Source organism: Virgibacillus salarius (assembly GCF_039521925.1).
Lineage (GTDB): Bacteria > Bacillota > Bacilli > Bacillales > Amphibacillaceae > Virgibacillus > Virgibacillus salarius.
In genome coordinates this window covers 78375-97616 of sequence record NZ_BAAACY010000053.1, presented here as the reverse complement: position 1 = coordinate 97616, position 19242 = coordinate 78375, and the positions used below count along the sequence as shown (strand labels likewise).

The window sequence follows — 19242 nt, the reverse complement described above, 5'->3', positions numbered from 1 at the left end:
GGTGACAACCTTCCCTTTAAATTCTTCACTATATTTAGCCACAAAAACACCCCCTGAAATTAGATTTTTCACTCTAACTTCAGGGGGTCGGTACCTAATTTTTTATCGTTCGTTTTTTATTGTTATTTCATTCTTTTGTCTCAGCTTCTTTTTCATAGTTTAGGAAATTATAAAATTTGAGCCTGTGGAATGATCTGGGCGTGTTGTGCTGCTTCCAGCTCTAGTACCCAGAAATCAAGCACATTCGCTTTTGTTCTTAATCAAAAATTAATTCATTAACCTTGTCTCTATCTAGCTTCTTAATTGTCTCTACAATTAATTTTACAGTGTTTTCAAAGTCATCACGATGCAAAATTCCAGCATGCGTATGAATATAACGAGTAGCTACTGTAATGGATAAAGAAGGTACACCATTGGCGGTTAAGTGGATAGAACCTGAATCTGTTCCTCCTCCTGCCATAGATGTAAACTGGTAAGGGATATTGTTTTCTTCAGCCGTTTCCACAACAAAGTCTCGCACACCCTTATGGGATACCATAGACGCATCATATAATACAATTTGTGGTCCCTTTCCTAATTTACTATCAGCATCATGATCAGGGACGCCAGGAGTGTCTCCAGCAATTCCTACATCAACTCCAAAGCCGATATCTGGTTCAATGGCATGAGCAGCTGTTTTTGCACCACGAAGCCCAACTTCCTCTTGAGTAGTACCAACTCCATAAACAATATTCGGGTGTTCTGAATCCTTCAGTTGCTTTAGCACTTCAATTGCAATCGCACAGCCGATACGGTTGTCCCATGCTTTAGCCAACAACAACTTCTCATTTTTTAAAGGTGTAAATTCGAAATATGGTACGATCGAATCTCCAGGTTTCACACCAAAATCTTCTGCTTCTTTTTTACTAGATGCACCAATATCTATAAACATGTCCTTAATTTCTACTGGCTTTTTACGAGCATCAGCTGAAAGAATATGTGGAGGCTTGGAACCTATAACTCCCGTAACATCACCTTTACTCCCCATAATTGTAACACGCTGTGCAAGCATAACTTGACTCCACCAGCCACCAGCTGTTTGGAAATAAATAAAACCATTATCGTCAATTCGAGTTACCATAAACCCTACTTCATCTAAATGACCGGCAACCATGATCTTAGGTCCATTCTCCTCACCTGTTTTCTGAGCAATTAGGCTTCCTAGGTTATCATAGAAAACTTCATCCGCATATGGAGAAATGTAATTTTTCATAATCTTTCTTGGTTCTTTTTCATTTCCTGGGATACCCTTTGCATCCGTAAGTTCCTTTAGCATCGTTAATGTTTCATCTTGTTTTGCCATATGTACATCACCTCATAACTTGATATATATTTATTATACCTTCATTGGCAGAAAGTACAAAATATTTGATCGTCATTAGTCCTAGTAGCCTTCATGCTGCCGGGTATAATTTACCTTATTTTTTTCTAAATATGCATGCTTAACATCTTTTTCAGAAAAACCTAGTGCACTACCTAACTGTAAGTACGTTCTCCATAGTTGATCATATGTATATTCATTTTGATCTCGGTAGAATGCATCACAGACTGTAAACATACGTAAGAATAATTCTGTCTCCGTTTCATCTACACTGGGGAGAGCCTCTCCTTGATAGTAGTACCCTTTCGTTATACCTAAAGACAAGATAAAATGAATACCATCTACATATTCTTCCAAAATTACTGATTTTTCACTTCTAGGTTTATTACTCCAAAACTTAAAACATCTAGTTTCATTTGCTAACTCTCCTAGTTCAACTAGTAGTGCTAAAACCTTATCTTTAAATACCTCTTCTTTCTTAATGTTATTGTTTTTTTCGATATAACTATCTAATTCTGTTTGCATATTGTATAATTCTTTCCAATTCAATTTGTCCCCTCTTTTCTCTTTTTTACGATTGTATCATGAATCCATAAAAATAGTGAAACCTACGAACAGTATAGTACGTATAATAGGGTAATAATAATCAGGGAGACGGTTGTATGATCGTAATTTTATTTCGCATTCTTATCTTTATTGCACTTGCACTACTCATATATACGTGGGTACAATACTATAGAAATCCTCAACGACGACTTCTTATTGCAAAAGCTGAGCATAAGTTTTATTTTTTGGATGAACCAAATAACAGTAAAAAGAATGTTCAATTCGTATATAAAGGCTGCTTGTTTGAAGGAGAGAAGTACGTAGGAACAACAGAAGATGCATTTGAGGTTGTTAATATTCACGTAACAGTTAAAGACTCTTTAGAGTTACGAGGATTGACAAGAGATGATTTATATTTCTTAGAAAAAGAGATATTAATTCGTTACCCATATGCAGATATTGAGTGGAAACATCCAATCAATAAATTATTTATAATGGATTAAACGGCACACATCATTTATTCATCGTGTGTGCCGCTAATCATGAATCATATACTTTCTTTTGTATGGACAGGGAAGAATTCTTGCCATTTAATTATAATTTCCTTTCTACGCAGTAAATAAAGAAATGGTAGCAATACAACTAGAAACACGAAGATATAAAGAGGAGTTAAATTCGAAATCCATTGGCCAATGGAAGTATATACGAATGCCAATGGAATGTTAGATAATAAGGATGATTTCGTGTAATCTTTAAATCCAGCTGATACCTCTAATAGACATAATGATAGTAAATGAAAGTGTATAAATGGAATTAGTCGTAGTAGTGCGATTTGTGAAGTTGTAAATGCGGATCGTTGGCCAACTATTTTTGATTTTAACTTCATAAATTTCTTTATTGATTTTGGCATTTTATTTACAATGAAATAAAATAAAATACTGGATAAGGTGATCCCAATTAAGGAATATAATGTACCTGCTACCGCTCCAAAAAGAATTCCGCCTGAGATGCAAATAAAAACTACTGGAAGAAAAAATAAGGGCCTTAATAAATGAAAACTAATAAACAATAAAGGAGCAAATAACCCCCCTGTCTCCATAACAGCCATTAAATAATTTCCGAAGCCCTCCATAACCCGCCTCCTCCTCATGCTGTGCTATTATAAACGCTAGGACGCGCATTAGTACATGTATATGACAAGAGACGAGCCTTTATGACATCTAGAGGAAGGAATAGCTAATTATTATTACTACTTGGGCTAGGAATAGAGCTGGTATGCCAATAACAAAAGATCGATGTTTTGTTTTGTGACGGAACGACTGCATCCCCAGCCAAGCGCCTATCGATCCACCTATAAGCGCAAGCAGCCAAAATGTACGTTCCGGAATCCGATATTTTTGCTGTTTTGCCTTTTGCTTATCCAATCCCATAAACAAAAAAGTAATTGCATTAACACCTATTAAATATGGTATAAAACTTGCCAATTCCCTCAACCAACTTTCAATTTTCATTTTAAAAAAAAGACCAAAATTCTGCGATTATTGCAGTATTTGGTCTTTTCCTAATACTTATTACTAATCCATACCTTAGATGGATTCTTTTCGATTTATTTTAAAGCTTCTTTCGCCTTTGTTACAAGTTGAGAGAATGCTTTTTCATCATGTACAGCTAGGTCAGAAAGCATTTTACGATTAATATCGATTCCAGCAACTTTCAAACCATGCATTAGCTTGCTGTAAGACATATCATTTAGACGAGCTGCTGCATTAATACGAGAAATCCAAAGCTTACGGAATTCACGTTTTTTCTGTTTACGGTCACGATAAGCATATTGACCAGACTTCATTACTTGTTGTTTTGCTGTTTTAAATAACGTTCTCTTCGAACCATAATAACCTTTAGCTAGTTTAAGGACGCGTTTACGACGTTTACGCGTTACTGTTCCACCTTTTACACGTGGCATAATAATTCCCTCCTAATACAAATCAAAATAAAGTTTAAAAATCAATAGTTGACATAGTAATGCTTATTTATATGGAAGCATTGTTTTAATTCGTTTGAAATCACCAGCAGATACTGTAGCACTTTTACGTAGTTTACGTTTTTGTTTTTGAGACTTATGTGCGAACATATGGCTTGTGTAAGCATGTGCACGTTTTAGTTTTCCAGTACCTGTTTTCTTAAAGCGTTTTTGAGAACCTTTATGGGTTTTCATTTTTGGCATGTTGATTTCCTCCTTATAACATCAGCTTTGTTGATTTGACAGTTTCTTCTTAACTGTATATTTACTTTTCGTTCACTGGTGCAAGCATCATAAACATATTACGACCTTCCATCTTTGGCTTCGTCTCAATAGTCGCAATATCTTTTACTTCTTCAGCAAATCGATCTAAAACTTCCCTGCCGAGCTCTTTGTGTGTAATTGCACGTCCACGAAAACGAACAGCAGCCTTTACTTTATCGCCTTTTTCTAAAAATTTACGAGCATTTTTTAGCTTCGTTTCAAAATCATGGTCACCAATTCCAGGCGTAAAGCGAACTTCTTTGACATTAATTACTTTCTGCTTTTTACGTGCTTCTTTTTCTTTTTTCTGTTGCTCAAAGCGGTATTTCCCATAGTCCATAATACGACATACTGGCGGTTTTGCATTTGGAGCAACAAGCACTAGATCAAGATTTCTCGTTTGCGCTATCTCTAATGCCTCATGACGAGATTTCACGCCAAGCTGATCTCCATTTGAATCAATTAACCGTACTTCTCTTGCACGAATTTTTTCATTGACATTCATATCTTTGCTAATTATCATCCACCTCCAAAAAAGTTTAACGCTGTGATCATTATCGACAAGTCAATTTTATCATGAAAAAAGTGCGGGCATATATGCACCCACACGTCTCCAATCGTTTATATAAGAGTCGGAACCAGTCAACTACCAACAGGCGTCAATCAGGTGAGAAGCGGGTGCTTCTACTTGTCTCAGATCATTCAATTATTTTCAACTTAATTATAGTAACACAAATAAAAGAAACTGTCAAAAAAGATCAATAAGAAATTTATATCATCGTATTAGAAATTCCAATTACAGCTAGTTAATACTACTCGTCCTTTTTTATCAAAGGCAACTCCCTCTTGTTCAAGCAATGTCCTTTGATTGAGAAAATTAGGGGCTAATTCTCCAGATTTCTTTACAACTCTATGACATGGTAGTCCTTGAGGTGCCTTATTCATGGCCCATCCTACTACCCTTGCATTATGAGGTTGCTCTAAAATTCGAGCGATTTGCGAGTAAGTAGCTACTTGTCCTTTTGGAATTTTTTCTACTAACTGATAAACTTTTGTAAAGAAGCCGTTATCCATTTTCTTTTAACCTTCTCCTTTGTGTACTAACTCTATTAATTTTATCATAACATTCATTTGCTACAGTTGCCCAGCAACGCGCAAAAATAAGTGAATTTCATATTAGCGACCACTCCATTCAATTTCATTACACACTTCATTCCCTATTCTTGGTGTAATCGATTCATGGACAATACTGGTTCACGATTGCAATAAGTCGCTCATTATTTTCAGAAGAAACTTTCTCTGATAGTCTTGCACCAGCAATGATAGGAGCCCATTGAAAAATTTCGTCGATGGATAATCCACTCTTTTCACAATAACAAGATACATACGTATCTGCTAATTCCATTGAGAGTTGTGAATAAAGAAGATACGTACGATATACATCGGCACGGATATCCCCCGAACTAGCGTCAACCCAATCTAAAATAGTTACGTTACTAGCTGTGCTAACCAGATTAAATAAATGGTAATCTCCATGACAAAGCTTAGGTTCATAGGAGATTGATTTCATTTTTTGGATTAGCCTTAACTTTTGATTGTCCGTTAAATAATCAGTTGATTCAATTTGTCGCTGTAACTTTACAGACATTGTTTCCATTGAATCTGCAATGACAGCATGTATGTTTTGTTGAATATCAACCGAAATGGAAATGTAATCAACCAACAGACTATTATCCTTTTCCAGTAATTCCCCTAGCGTACTACCCTTTATATATTCCATTATTATCGCTTGTCTTCCATCAATGATTGTTACATCCAATACGGTTGGAACATGAAGCCCACATTATAAAGCAATACGTTGTTTCGTTGCTTCGTACTCAGATGTTTCTTTCGGTATGTTCTTATGAAATAGCTTGACAATTTTATTGTCCAATAAATAAACTTCAGCTGTATTGCCAACAGCAATTTGGTTAATTAATTTCACTCATGTCCTCTCCCCTATTCACTTATTCGGAGATTTATCGTCTCTATTTCTACACATATAAGCAGGTAGCTACAGATCAATTCTTCTCTTTATATAGTAGTTCTATTTCTTTTTGTTTTTTCCTCTTACTATTACATCCCACTATATCTCCAATTTCATATAAAACAGCCTATTCCTCTTTCAAAATCAATAGGAATAGGCTATTTGACTTAATAAATGGAGATAGGAAAAATACGAAGTTAAAACAAAAGCCCAATTAATGTTGAAAATGCCTTAGCTAACACGGAATCTATTGGAGCACGGTGCTTATGCAGCCATGTTCTCCCAGAAGTCTATACTATCGGACTATAATAACTATTGTCGAACCAACAAATAGAAGAGGACGTTTTCGTTATGTCTCAGGCCTGTATGTTTGTTCGTTTAGCGGTTCATTACTTTATTAGCTATCTCATGCTTTATTAAATTAGTAAATGTCTCAAAACTAATCGTTTCCGATTCTTTTTGACCATAACGACGGACATTAACCGCATCTTCGTTCACTTCATTATCTCCTAAAACGAGAGCAAATGGTATTTTCTGTGTTTGTGCTTCACGAATCTTATAGCCAATTTTCTCATCTCGTTCATCGACAGTAACACGTACACCGTCAAGTCTTAATTTATCGGCTACTTGATTCGCATACGCTAGATGAGCCCGTGGTGAAACAGGAATCACTTTAACCTGTACTGGTGCAAGCCATGTTGGAAATGCCCCTTTATATTCTTCAATTAAAAATGCTACAAACCGTTCCATTGTCGATACAACACCTCGGTGAATAACAACAGGGCGGTGTTCTTTACCATCTTCCCCAATATACGTTAAGTCAAATCGTTCTGGAAGATGAAAATCCAACTGTACAGTTGACAGTGTTTCGTCTTTACCTAAAGCAGTTTTTACTTGCACGTCTAGCTTCGGACCATAAAAAGCAGCTTCTCCTTCTGCCTCAACATAATCAACTTCCATTTCTTCCATTGTCTCTTTTAGCATCGCCTGCGCTTTATTCCACATTGCATCATTATCTACATATTTTTCTTTGTCTTCCGGATCACGATAGGAAAGACGGAAATAATAATCCTTTATGCCGAAGTCCTCATACACTTTTTGGACAAGCTCTACAACACGAATAAACTCATCCTTCAACTGATCAGGTCGGGCAAAAATGTGGGCATCATTTAGTGTCATTGCTCGCACGCGTTGAAGTCCTGCTAAAGCTCCTGACATCTCATAGCGATGCATAGTCCCTAATTCCGCAATTCGTACAGGCAGATTCCGATAACTGTATAATTGGTTTTTATAAACCATCATATGATGCGGGCAATTCATTGGACGGAGCACTAATTCTTCATTATCCATTTTCATTTCTGGGAACATGTCATCTTGATAATGATCCCAGTGTCCACTCGTTTTGTATAAGTCTACACTTCCTAATACAGGTGTATATACATGGTCATAGCCGAGACGCTCTTCTAAGTCAACAATATAGCGTTCAATTACACGACGAATCGTTGCGCCTTTAGGAAGCCATAATGGTAGACCCTGTCCAACTTTCTGAGAAACTGTAAAGATATCCAATTCCTTACCTAGCTTCCTGTGGTCACGTTCTTTTCGCTCCTCTAAAATACGAAGATATTCATCGACTTGACTTTGTTTGGCAAAAGCAGTTCCATAAATTCGCTGTAGCTGTTGATTATTGCTATCACCACGCCAATAAGCTCCAGAGATACTAAGTAGCTTAAATGCCTTAATTTTATTTGTAGATGGAACATGAATTCCTCTGCATAAATCAAAAAATTCGCCTTGTTTGTAAATCGTTACTTGCTCATGCTCAGGTATTGCATCGATGAGTTCTTGCTTTAAGTGGTCATCCTTGAACATTTTCTTCGCTTCATCACGAGAAATTTCGATACGTTCAATCTCTAGAGCTTCATCGACAATCCGCTTCATTTCTTTCTCTATTTTAGGGAGGTCATCTGGTGTAATGGAATGCTCCATATCTATATCGTAATAAAATCCTTCTTCGATAACCGGTCCGACACCAAAATTGACATCAGTATACAGACGTTTTATTGCTTGCGCCATTAAATGTGCTGTCGAATGACGCATGATTTCAATCCCCTCATCATCCTTATTCGTAATAATTTCTATCTTTCCTCCATGGTCCAATTCACGTCTTAGGTCATATGGAATCCCGTCTAGTTTTACTGCCAATGCCTGCTTTTTCAATCCTGATGAAATAGAAGCAGCTATATCCTCACCTGTAGTTCCTGCTGGAAAGGATTTTTCTGCTCCATCAGGAAAAATAAATGCTAGTTCTTCAGTCATTGCTATCACTCCTTTTTCAAATTAAAAACGCTCGTCCCCTTTGCATCTAAGCAAAGGGACGAGCGTTGGTCACGTCGTGGTTCCACCCTATTTCCCGTATCAAAAATAAATATTACGGCTTCATACATCCATAACGCAGATGATACGCTGCTACTTACTTTTTTTCATTCAATAGCAGGGTTCAAAGGTGGTAAATCATTGTTAGTAAGTTGGAAGCTTTCAGCCACTGGCTTCCTTCTCTTTCCATACCATATCAATGAATTATGTCCTTATCATTACCTGTAGCTTAACATATAATTATATAATTTGTATTATAGCTTCAGTATAAATGAAAAGCAAGTCTTAATGTTGTTCGTTCTTAACATAGTAAGGAAATGGAAAATGATGAAATGGTTTAAACATTACTTTCTCTTGAAATACATTAATAACGGTAAGTGTCTTCGGTTCAGACGGATGATCCCCGTAGATGTATATATTTCTGGGAGCCATTGCCACAAGCGGAGACAAATTTAATTCACCCTCATCCAACCCAACAATATATAAAGGTTCTTTTTGCATGAGCATTCGAAGTTCCATTTTCGAGAAAGGTTTTCCATTTTGTTTAAAAAAAGAGAAGGATTTCCCTTGTAAAACATGAACAGTATCAACGATAGACTCTCGCTTTGCAATGTACTCTCGTAACATATTCACAAATTCTTGGTGATCCTCTTCCCGTTTAAACTCATCAATAGCCAACCCGACATAGTGTATGACATAATCGCGAAATACTTTCAATCGGAACTTTACAATAGAATCGTAATGTATGGTTGCTGTATCCTTTATATTTGCAATAAACAATGACTCCAATACTTGATATGGATCCTCCTTTTTCCTTACGAGTAAGCTATCTTTATCTTCACCCGACATAATCCAATTGGTTAATTCAAGAATTTCCTCCATCTCATCTTTACTCGTAAAATAATAAAACTCTTCAATTACGGTTGATATCATGTTGCTCAATCGATAAGAAATAAATACATCTGTTAAAGATTTTGCAATTGCCTCTGTTAGCATATGGTTTGGAATTTGATCCTCAAACTGCAGATGATTCCCCCAATCTTCATGAGTTTTCCAGTGCAGATTAATATTTTTATTGTATTGCCGCACCTTTTCACAAAATCGAATGACTTCCTTATCTGACTCAATAAATAGTTCCACCAATAAACATCACCCTCATCCAACCAAACTGTTACATTATATGGACAAAGAGTGAAAATAATGAGTAATCCAGAAAAACTACTATCTGCACCTTGAATACAAGATTTATAGAGTATGCTACTGCCATTACTTCAAACTAGTTGATACAAAAAAACGATTTAAAAAGTGATGAAGCTGGTCCATAAACTGAGCAAATTCTAATAAGTCCATTTGTTGCTTCGCATCCGATAATGCTACCGCTGGGTTCGGATGAACCTCTGCCATAATACCATCCGCACCAGCTGCAAATGCTGCTTTGGCTTGTGGAAGCAAAATATCTTTTCTACCAGCTGCATGTGAAATATCAGCGAATACCGGTAAATGTGTCTCTTGCTTTAAAATGGGAATTGCTGATATATCAAAGGTATTTCTTGTCGCTGTTTCATATGTGCGAATACCTCGTTCACATAATATGACATTTTTATTTCCTTCGTTTAGAATATATTCTGCGGCCATTTTAAACTCATGTATCGTCGCAGACAATCCCCGCTTAAGCAATACGGGTTTATCAAGCTTTCCTACCGTTTTTAACAAATCAAAGTTATGCATATTTCGTGACCCAATTTGTATAACATCCACGTAATCATAAGCTTCAGCAATACTTTCCGGGCTCATAATTTCTGTAACGACTGACATATTGTACGTTCTAGCCACTTCAGCTAGTATTTGCAGCCCTTCGATTCCCAAGCCTTGAAAATCATATGGTGACGTTCTCGGTTTAAATGCCCCACCACGTAAAAGAGAAACACCTCTTTTAGACATTTCTTCAGCGACTCGATAGACTTGCTCATGGCTCTCTACGGAGCAGGGACCAATAATAAATTGTGGTTGTTGCTTACCGATTAACTCATTACCTACATGAATTACCGAATTTTCTTCTTGAAATGCACGTGAATGTAAGTATACCTTGGTCATTTTCTCTGTATTTTTAAATTCTTCATCTGAAAGTGCTTGAAGAACCTGTTTTATCGTTTCCGTAGTATAAGGACCTTTATTTTTAGAATTTATATCAACATCTGAAATCTTCGAATTACGTAGTGATTCAGCTACAAGTTGCCCTTTTGCACATAATAAATCTAGTAATACTTCATCGATATTTTCAGCTTTACGCATGGACATCTTCTCCTTTGAAATGTGTTTAACTGAATAGGTTACAGATCATTTAATAAGTCATTGAAATGACAAAAACGTAATCCTCCAAACGCTTTTTCATCTACCTTGGTTGTACAGATGGCTAATGAATAACCGTTAATGTCTCTATATTGTTGACATGTATAACCTTCTATTATTGCTTTGGAGGAGGTATGGATAAATTGAATTCGACTGCCTAGTAAATTGTTGACAGCAAAAGAGTGAAGTGGTGTCAATACTCCCTTTCCCGTTGCCTTTACAAAGCTCTCTTTAGCAGTCCATATCTCATAAAATGCTTGTACCGGTCGTACATGTTTAAGCATTTCAGTATATTCCTTTTGAGAAAACAGATTCTTAACTACGCTACTTTCAACAGATTGTATTTTTTCTATATCTACACCTACAGGGTAATGGTGTGTTGCTAACGCCACCCAATCACCAGAATGGGAAATATTATACTGAAAGGAAGGAAATGCTGGTAAAAATGGTTTACCGTATTGTGTAATCTCTATTTTTTGTACTGGCAGCTTATACCCAGTACACCGGTTAAAGGGATGACGCAGTAATAGCTCTCCGATCAGCTTACGATACATATCCTCGATCAAACGATACCTGCTTATTTTATTTTGAACTCTAACAGATATATAAGGAAATAACCATTGAATTTCTTGATGACTTCTTTTATTAGGGAGTTTACATACATATAGATTGGTCACTACCGTTCCCTCCTACATTTCTATCAAAAGAAACTAGTCTTAATTGTTCACTGTAGCCAATGAAGAAGGTAATAAAGTGAGAGTGAAACTCCTTCCGTGGGCGTTTTGTTTATCCCCACGGATGGTTAGTACCACAAGGGTATGACCTAAAGGCCTCTGAACCAATCGGACATTTACTGGCAGTTGAACCACCTCTTACCAATATTGCTCTTCATTGCTTGAAGTGGGAGCTTACTGCCAGTTATATGCGGGATAAATCCTTCCAATTTGTTTCAATATAGTTCATGCAATTGTCTCTATTATCTTCGCCAAATATTACATTCCAACCACCCGGTATATCGAGAAAGGAAGGCCAAAGTGAATACTGGCCATCCTTATTCTTTAGTACAACATAGGTACCATTAGGATTTTCCATTGGATTAGTCATTTTCGTGTTTCTCCTTTCTATTCATTGGCTTGTAATTGTAAGAGATTCTGTAATAAAATATCACCAATTTCTGCTAATGGTTCCGGCTGGCACATATCTTTATGGCGACAATGAATATCATACACTTCCATATCTCCATTAATATATGGCCTCCACGTTTCTGGTGAAATTTCATCAAACCACTCTGGGATAATCGTAGAACGGAAAAACAGAACGTCTCCCGAATATGCTTTTGGTTTGTATTCACTTAAAATACGCACCGAATTTCCATATGTTTCTTTTAAGTTTAATATCGTTTGATCACCGAGACTCGCAAGTGCACTACCGTTATTTCGTAATATTTTAAGTGCATTCTCAAAATTCAAGGCTTCATCACCAAGAGTTTCGGGATCAAATCCTCCTAACGCTAGTAGAGCCACAAGCGACTCTTCATCATCCGGTGTATTCTTTATAGGAAGGAAGTGACTTGGATACGCATCTAGCATGGCAACTAACGATACAGTATCTCCTTGCTCCTGTAATTGCGTAGCCATCGCATGTATCACATTCCCTCCCAGAGACCAACCGAGAAGCTGGTATGGTCCATTTGGTTGAACTTGTTTTATCGCTTGAATATATTCACTAGCCATATCATCAATAGAAGGAGGAAGTTTACCAGAATCAGCAATCCCCCTGGCTTGTATACCATATATCGGAAAATCTTTTCCTAAACTATTTAATAATCCTGCATAACACCAACTTAATCCCCCTGCAGGATGCACACAGAAGAGCGGAGCCTGAATACCGCTTTCTCTTAATGGCAATAGTACATCCAAAGCATGATGATCTCCTTCTTCTGAAAGTTGATCTGCAAGCCCCGCTACAGAGGGAGCCGCAAACAATGTACCAATATTCAAGTCTACACCAAGCACCTGCTTTATTCGTGTCATTAATTGAACAGCTAATAAGGAGTGACCTCCCAGATCGAAGAAACCATCATCAATACCAACTTGCGGTAAATCAAGAATTTCTGCAAATAAGTCACATAGAATTTCTTCTTGTGGCGTTCTTGGGATTCGATAAGCGTTGCTCGTACCATATTCAGGGACAGGTAATGATTTTTTATCTAGTTTTCCATTTGGAGTTAACGGGAAAGTTTCTATCATTACATAAGCAGACGGGACCATATACTCAGGAAGTTGTTTCGCAGCAAACACCTTCCAATTTTCTTCCTCTGCCTTCATGTCACCCTTACAAGTAATATAAGCGACAAGTCGTTCGTCACCTGGCTGATCTTCCCGTACCATTACGACGACATCATCAATACCCAGATGCTTAGTCAAGACTGCTTCGATTTCCCCTAATTCGATGCGAAAACCTCTTAATTTTACTTGCTGATCGGCACGACCGATATAATCTAAGGAACCATCATGCTTCCAGCAGGCGAGATCGCCAGTTCGATACATGCGACTGCCGCTAGTTCCATACGGATTAGCTATAAATCGATCTGCGGTTAAATCCGGTCTACCTAAATAACCTAAAGCCATACCAGCACCAGATACATATAGTTCTCCTACTACACCAGGGGGAACAGGGTTTAAATAATCATCCAACACATATACTCCTAAATCTGGAATCCCCTGACCAATGACACTATTCGCATTTAACGCAATACTTGCTTTATCTAACTCCTTATAAGAAACATGAACAGTTGTTTCCGTAATGCCATACATATTAATTAACTGTGGATAATTTTCCTCATGTCTCTCATACCATTCTTCTAATCGATGAAGATCTAATGCTTCGCCGCCAAAAATGACATACCGCAAGTTTAGTTCTTGACTTACATCTTCCATCTGTCTATCTACCTGAATAAGCTGATAGAATGCAGAAGGCGTTTGATTAAGAACTGTAACCTTTTCATCTACCAAAAGTTTCAAGAACGCTTCCGGTGAGCGACTGATCTCATGCGGGACGATGACTAGCTTTCCACCATACAACAGGGCACCCCACATTTCCCAAACGGAAAAATCAAATGCATACGAATGGAATAAAGTCCAAACATCTTCCGCATGAAAATGGAACCAATGCTCCGTCGCTCCGAATAATCGAACAACATTCTGGTGTGGAATAACTACACCTTTTGGATTTCCCGTCGATCCCGATGTATAAATAATATAAGCTGGATGATAAGGAGACAGCGAACCATTACGATCACTATTTGTCGGATTTGACGTTTTCTGTTTGTTCAACTGATGTGTTGTACGCTTTTCATCTAAGACAATAATAAACGTTGGATCATCATGAATAAATTTCTCTTTATGTTGATGATTCGTAATGAGACATACAGGCTGCACATTGTTATACATATAAGTGATTCGAGCTTTAGGATAGTTCGGATCTAGCGGGACGTATCCTGCACCAGCCTTTAAAATCCCAAGTAAACCAATGATCATATCAATGGATCTTGACATTGCTAGAGCGACAAATTGATTCGGCCCTACACCCTTTTCTATTAATAGATGAGCAAGCCTGTTTGCCTGTTGATTGATATCTTCATATGTTAATGATGTATTGTTACATACGATAGCTTCTGCATGCGGATAATTCGCCACCTGTTTTTCAAATAAATCTGGAAGTATATTTTCTGCTACTTCCATTTTCTTCCTGCTCCAATCAGACAAGATCATCTCTTTTTCACAGCTTCCCAAAATAGTTAGTTTACCAATAGGTTGATCAACATCGATTATTGCTGATTCTAGCAATTGCAAAAATCGTTGGAACATATGATCAATGGTTTGATGATTAAATAAATCTGTACTATACTCAACCATTCCTTTTACACCATCTGGATTTCCTTCCTGATTTCTATATTCTTGAAATTCAACAGTTAGGTCAAATTTTGCTGCCCCAACACTCTTCACCGTTATATCACTCTCTACTTCAGGTAAATCTAAACTGGGGTTCGGTGTATTTTGTAAAGCAAACATTATTTGAAATAATGGATGCTTTGAGCGAGATCGCACTGGATTTAATTCTTCAACTAATCGTTCAAACGGTACATCCTGATGTTCATAAGCATTTAAATTTGTATGACGGATTCTCTGTAGTAACTCACGAAAACTAGGATTTCCTGAAGTATCCGTCCGTAATACGATCGTATTAATAAATAAACCAACAATTCCTTCTACTGCATCATCATTTCTACCAGCAACTGGAGTACCTAAAGGAATATCTTGTCCTGCTCCAAGCCGGGTTAATAATGCCGTAAATCCAGCTTGCAATACCATAAAAAGACTCACACCGTTATGTTTACTAATTTTCAATAGATGGTGGTGAAGTTCAGGATTAATGGTAAAATAATAACTATCGCCTTGATAAGTTGACTCTACTGGACGTGAATAATCTGTTGGTAGATCTAACTGATCTGGCAGATTTGCAAGTTCCTGCTTCCAATAGTTTAATTGATTTGCCATCAAGCTTGTCCGATTATTTTCTGATCCCAATAAAGCTTCTTGCCATAATACAAAATCTATATAATCCAACGGCAACGCAGGCCAATTAGGTACTTCACCCTTGCTTCGCTGTTGATATGCGCTCTCTAGGTCCTGTACAAGCGGACGAAGCGACCAACCATCACCAACAATATGATGAATTAAGAGAACAAGTACAAATCGATTCTTCTCGATTTGTAACAGCGTTACACGAAACGAAGGTTCTTCCGATAGATTAAAACAATAGGTTATTTCAGAATGAATGGCTTCATTCACCTCCGTTTTATCTATTTGTCTCCGGTGAATGACAGGGTTAGCTTCCTTTATGCTTAAAATTAATTGAAGCGGATTTCCTTCGGTCTCTGGAAAAATGGTCCGTAATGACTGATGTCGATCTACTACATCATAGATGGATTGTTCTAGGGCATTAATGTTTAAATTGCCTGTTAATTCAACAACAACTGGAATATTATAAGTTGCACTGGCTCCTTCCAATTGATGAAGAAACCATAGCCTTTGCTGTGCAAATGATAAAGGGATGTTGGCTGGTTTTTCCATTTTCTTTATCGGTGGACGAGCTAGCTTACCATCATTAATCTCATCCACAAGACTCACAACGGTTGGTGCTGCAAATAGTTTACTAATACCAATATCCACGTTAAAAATCTGACGGATATGATTAATTAACTGCCCAGCAAGTAAAGAATGACCTCCTAGATCAAAGAAATTATCATCAATTCCAACACGATTTACACCTAACACTTTTGCAAATAAATCACATACGATTTCTTCTTGCGGCGACCGAGGCTCCCTATCTGATACCACTTGATCCATATCTGGAGCGGGGAGTGCTTTGCGATCAAGTTTTCCATTAGGGGTTAGTGGGAGACTTGGAATGATAAGATAAGCAGATGGTTCCATGTAATCTGGCAACTTATCTTGTACATGGTCACGAATTTTATTCTTATCCAACAATTCATCTGCAACAAGATAGGCTACTAGCCGATGATTATTTAATTGGTCCGCAAATACAACTACAGCAGCTTGTTCCACATCTGGATGTGTCATCAGTACATTCTCAATTTCACCTGGTTCAATTCGAAATCCTCGCAGCTTCACTTGATGGTCAGACCTACTAATATAATCGATTGTTCCATCGTTTCGCCACTTCGCAATATCCCCTGTATAATACATTCTCTCTCCAGAATGGCTGAAAGGATTAGCTATAAATCTTGCTGCAGTTAATCCAGGGCGATTTAAATAGCCATTGGCTAAGCCCTTTCCAGCGATATAGAGATCGCCAGGAACATTGGGAGGTAAGGGGTTTAAAGCTGCATCCAAAATATAAACCTTGGTATTTTCAATGGGTCTGCCAATGAAGGGTTTAGCTTCATTGCCTGTAATTGGCATAGCAGTAGACCAAATCGTCGTTTCCGTTGGTCCATATAAATTCGTTATGTTACAGTCTAACGCAAGTAAGTCCTCCATCAGTTTTGCAGCTAATGCTTCGCCACCAACCAACGCTTGTAACCCTTGGATTGCATTGGGGCGATACGTTACAAGCGTTTGCCAGAGAGTAGGTGTAGCCTGCATGATGGTAATATTTTTTTCTTCAATTGCTTGTGCTAATTTAGCAGCATCTTGAATTGTTTCTTTATCCACAATGACACTTGTCGCACCGTTTAAAATAGGCAGAAATAATTCTAGAGCAGAAATATCAAATGCAATTGTTGTTACTGCTAAGAGTCGGTCGGTAGCTTGGATATTGAATTTCAATTGCATTGACTCGAGAAAATTAATTAAGCCTTCATTTGTTACAACGACTCCTTTCGGCCTGCCTGTAGAACCAGAAGTATAGATCATATAAACCGGTTCTCTCCCAGAAACAATAGGAGAGGGAAAGGTTTGGTTATTCGAGAAAGTTAATTCTTCCTGTATGTTGTTATCATCTAGGTTTACTACAATTACTTCCTCTTTCTCCAATGAAATTTGATCTTTGACTGACGTAATAACACAAGCAGGTCGTGCGTCTTCAAGCATATACGTAATTCGATCTTCCGGATAGATCGGATCAATTGGTAAATAGGCAGCACCGTTTTTTAATACTGCAAGAATAGCTATGAGCATTTCGTCTGATCGAGGTAGCATAATGGCTACAAAGTGCCCCCGCTTTACACCTCGCTTACGAAGCAAATGGGCGATTTGATTTGCACGGCCATTTAATTCAGCGTAAGAAAGTTTCTTCTCTCCAAACTCTACAGCAATACGTTTTGAATTCGTTTTTACTTGCTCTTCAAAACGAGTTAACAGTGGCTTATCAGCCATTTCACGACAGGCTGGATTCCAGTCTTCTAGCACCTGTTGTCTTTCTTCTTTTAGTAAAAGATGAAACCTACCAATTGCTTGTTTCATTGAGGAATTGGCTATATCTTCGACAAGTTTTTTTATTCTTCGTAGATGTAAATGCACCTCCTCTTCATGATAGGCGTTGGGATTAGCATCTAAATCAAATCGTAAACCAGAATCATTTTTCTGATCATATATATTCAACGATAGGTCCTCAACTGGCCCTGTTGAAAGTTTGTATGTTGTTCCTTTCGCTTCTCCAAATCGCAGTGTATAATCGAAAGGCATTATATTTATCTGGGGTCCAATCAAACGTTGGTTACTACCTAATAATTTGAGATCACGTTGCAAATCCTCATGTCTATAATGCTGATGCTTACGTATCACACGTATTTCTTGCTGAATTTGCTGAATCAGATCATGTAAGGATAAATCCGCCTGCAATGATAACCGTAATGGCAGTATATTCATCACAGTTGCTGGAACATGTAAAGATGATGTTCCAAAACGGTTCATCATCGGTAAACTCAAAATAACATTTTCTTCACCAGTCATCCGATGTACATAAATAGCTAATGCTGCAATTATTATTTCATGCCAGCTACCTTTATGTTCCCTTGATTTATTATGAAGAGATGTAAAAATTGCATTATCTACATAAGTTGTATCACTTATGTAATACGCCGGTAGCTTCGTTGAACGATCTGCTAAACTAACCACTTCTGGATGATCACTAAAATGATTCATCCAGAAGTCACGATCAACCTGAAATTTCTCCGATTCTCTATATTTTCGGTTTTCAGATATAACCTTTATAAATGAGCCAAATGCACTACCCTCATCCCCTTTTTTTCCTTGGAGAAATGATGTATACAACGACGCAACTCGTTGACTAATTAAAGAAAAACCGAATGCATCTGCAGCAATATGATGGATTTTTTGATACCAAAAATATCGGTTATCATTTAGTTGAAAGATAACCTGTTTAAATAATAAATCCTGAGCAAAGTCGATGGGCTGTGACAAATCATCTTTCATCCATTTTTTTGCAAAATGACTAGGACAGGATTGGTCACGAGCATCAATATAATCAATAGAAAAGCCTCTCTCTAATTGAATGAATTGCGATAGTCCTTCGAGATCTTCTTCAATATTGACATGTAAACTCTCTGCTTCCACAATGGTCTGCCTAATCGCTTGTTTAAAATAATTCATTTCCAAATTCCCTATAATATCCACATATTCTCCAGTATTGTAAATCGGGTTATTCGGATCTAGTTTTTGAGCAAACCAAATCCCTGTCTGTGCACCTGTTAAAGGAAATCGTTTGTGTTCCATTGTAGTCATAAACGTTGTTACCTCCTATCCATAGACACTA

At 37.4% G+C, this 19242-nt stretch carries 15 protein-coding genes, 1 pseudogene and 1 other annotated feature; of the genes and pseudogenes, 1 reads left to right on the top strand and 15 read right to left on the bottom strand.

What is annotated here, in order from left to right:
- Window positions 1–256: 256 nt before the first annotated feature.
- A complete protein-coding gene (locus ABDZ84_RS07730) occupies window positions 257–1342 on the bottom strand; it encodes a M42 family metallopeptidase (protein ID WP_026683076.1) in 1086 nt (361 codons plus the stop codon).
- A gap of 81 nt (window positions 1343–1423) precedes the next feature.
- Window positions 1424–1909, bottom strand: a complete 486-nt coding sequence (locus ABDZ84_RS07725) for a dUTP diphosphatase (protein WP_026683077.1) — start codon at window positions 1907–1909, stop codon at window positions 1424–1426.
- Between the two features lie 113 nt (window positions 1910–2022).
- Here ABDZ84_RS07725 and ABDZ84_RS07720 point away from each other — a divergent pair, with 113 nt between their 5' ends.
- Entirely contained in the window at window positions 2023–2409 is a 387-nt protein-coding gene (locus tag ABDZ84_RS07720) for a hypothetical protein (protein ID WP_026683078.1), read from the top strand.
- A 44-nt stretch (window positions 2410–2453) separates the two neighbouring features.
- Here the strand turns inward: ABDZ84_RS07720 and ABDZ84_RS07715 are convergent, their stop codons facing one another.
- The 13 genes and pseudogenes from ABDZ84_RS07715 to ABDZ84_RS07655 form a co-directional block, all read right to left on the bottom strand.
- Window positions 2454–3038, bottom strand: a complete 585-nt coding sequence (locus ABDZ84_RS07715; RefSeq protein ID WP_026683079.1) for a TVP38/TMEM64 family protein — start codon at window positions 3036–3038, stop codon at window positions 2454–2456.
- 88 nt (window positions 3039–3126) lie between these two features.
- Window positions 3127–3417: a DUF1294 domain-containing protein gene (locus ABDZ84_RS07710; RefSeq protein ID WP_200862598.1), complete on the bottom strand. Its 291-nt coding sequence runs from the start codon at window positions 3415–3417 to the stop codon at window positions 3127–3129.
- Between the two features lie 95 nt (window positions 3418–3512).
- Entirely contained in the window at window positions 3513–3869 is a 357-nt protein-coding gene (gene rplT, locus ABDZ84_RS07705; RefSeq protein WP_026683081.1) for a 50S ribosomal protein L20, read from the bottom strand.
- 63 nt (window positions 3870–3932) lie between these two features.
- Entirely contained in the window at window positions 3933–4130 is a 198-nt protein-coding gene (gene rpmI, locus ABDZ84_RS07700; protein WP_026683082.1) for a 50S ribosomal protein L35, read from the bottom strand.
- Window positions 4131–4191: 61 nt separating this feature from the next.
- Window positions 4192–4695, bottom strand: coding sequence for a translation initiation factor IF-3 (gene infC, locus ABDZ84_RS07695; RefSeq protein WP_026683083.1), 504 nt, complete (start codon window positions 4693–4695; stop codon window positions 4192–4194).
- Window positions 4696–4763: 68 nt separating this feature from the next.
- Window positions 4764–4886: a sequence feature (ribosomal protein L20 leader region), on the bottom strand.
- An 87-nt stretch (window positions 4887–4973) separates the two neighbouring features.
- Window positions 4974–5264 carry an MGMT family protein gene (locus ABDZ84_RS07690; RefSeq protein WP_026683084.1) on the bottom strand — a complete coding sequence of 97 codons (291 nt, stop codon included), beginning with the start codon at window positions 5262–5264 and terminating at the stop codon, window positions 4974–4976.
- Window positions 5265–5427: 163 nt separating this feature from the next.
- A pseudogene (locus ABDZ84_RS07685) lies at window positions 5428–6174 on the bottom strand (phosphotransferase family protein).
- A 420-nt stretch (window positions 6175–6594) separates the two neighbouring features.
- The gene (gene thrS / locus ABDZ84_RS07680) at window positions 6595–8535 is read right to left on the bottom strand and encodes a threonine--tRNA ligase (RefSeq protein ID WP_343780796.1); all 1941 of its coding nucleotides are present in this window, start codon (window positions 8533–8535) and stop codon (window positions 6595–6597) included.
- A 342-nt stretch (window positions 8536–8877) separates the two neighbouring features.
- Window positions 8878–9732 carry a sporulation protein YtxC gene (gene ytxC / locus ABDZ84_RS07675; RefSeq protein WP_226983661.1) on the bottom strand — a complete coding sequence of 285 codons (855 nt, stop codon included), beginning with the start codon at window positions 9730–9732 and terminating at the stop codon, window positions 8878–8880.
- Between the two features lie 126 nt (window positions 9733–9858).
- Window positions 9859–10890, bottom strand: a complete 1032-nt coding sequence (locus ABDZ84_RS07670; protein WP_034679931.1) for a bifunctional 3-deoxy-7-phosphoheptulonate synthase/chorismate mutase — start codon at window positions 10888–10890, stop codon at window positions 9859–9861.
- A gap of 32 nt (window positions 10891–10922) precedes the next feature.
- Window positions 10923–11618 carry a 4'-phosphopantetheinyl transferase family protein gene (locus tag ABDZ84_RS07665; protein ID WP_321134332.1) on the bottom strand — a complete coding sequence of 232 codons (696 nt, stop codon included), beginning with the start codon at window positions 11616–11618 and terminating at the stop codon, window positions 10923–10925.
- A 241-nt stretch (window positions 11619–11859) separates the two neighbouring features.
- Window positions 11860–12045 (bottom strand): MbtH family protein, encoded by a 186-nt coding sequence (locus ABDZ84_RS07660; protein ID WP_026683088.1) that lies wholly within the window; start codon window positions 12043–12045, stop codon window positions 11860–11862.
- 17 nt (window positions 12046–12062) lie between these two features.
- Window positions 12063–19211, bottom strand: a complete 7149-nt coding sequence (locus tag ABDZ84_RS07655) for an amino acid adenylation domain-containing protein (protein WP_343780790.1) — start codon at window positions 19209–19211, stop codon at window positions 12063–12065.
- Window positions 19212–19242: the final 31 nt, after the last annotated feature.

What these genes read in the sequence shown, in the direction of transcription:
- ABDZ84_RS07660 (WP_026683088.1), bottom strand. Translation starts at nt 12,045, where the DNA reads ATGACTAATCCAATGGAAAATCCTAATGGTACCTATGTTGTACTAAAG.
- ABDZ84_RS07720 (WP_026683078.1), top strand. Translation starts at nt 2,023, where the DNA reads ATGATCGTAATTTTATTTCGCATTCTTATCTTTATTGCACTTGCACTA.
- rplT (WP_026683081.1), bottom strand. Translation starts at nt 3,869, where the DNA reads ATGCCACGTGTAAAAGGTGGAACAGTAACGCGTAAACGTCGTAAACGC.
- ABDZ84_RS07690 (WP_026683084.1), bottom strand. Translation starts at nt 5,264, where the DNA reads ATGGATAACGGCTTCTTTACAAAAGTTTATCAGTTAGTAGAAAAAATT.
- ABDZ84_RS07655 (WP_343780790.1), bottom strand. Translation starts at nt 19,211, where the DNA reads ATGACTACAATGGAACACAAACGATTTCCTTTAACAGGTGCACAGACA.
- thrS (WP_343780796.1), bottom strand. Translation starts at nt 8,535, where the DNA reads ATGACTGAAGAACTAGCATTTATTTTTCCTGATGGAGCAGAAAAATCC.
- rpmI (WP_026683082.1), bottom strand. Translation starts at nt 4,130, where the DNA reads ATGCCAAAAATGAAAACCCATAAAGGTTCTCAAAAACGCTTTAAGAAA.
- ABDZ84_RS07730 (WP_026683076.1), bottom strand. Translation starts at nt 1,342, where the DNA reads ATGGCAAAACAAGATGAAACATTAACGATGCTAAAGGAACTTACGGAT.
- ABDZ84_RS07710 (WP_200862598.1), bottom strand. Translation starts at nt 3,417, where the DNA reads ATGAAAATTGAAAGTTGGTTGAGGGAATTGGCAAGTTTTATACCATAT.
- ABDZ84_RS07670 (WP_034679931.1), bottom strand. Translation starts at nt 10,890, where the DNA reads ATGTCCATGCGTAAAGCTGAAAATATCGATGAAGTATTACTAGATTTA.
- ABDZ84_RS07715 (WP_026683079.1), bottom strand. Translation starts at nt 3,038, where the DNA reads ATGGAGGGCTTCGGAAATTATTTAATGGCTGTTATGGAGACAGGGGGG.
- infC (WP_026683083.1), bottom strand. Translation starts at nt 4,695, where the DNA reads ATGAATGTCAATGAAAAAATTCGTGCAAGAGAAGTACGGTTAATTGAT.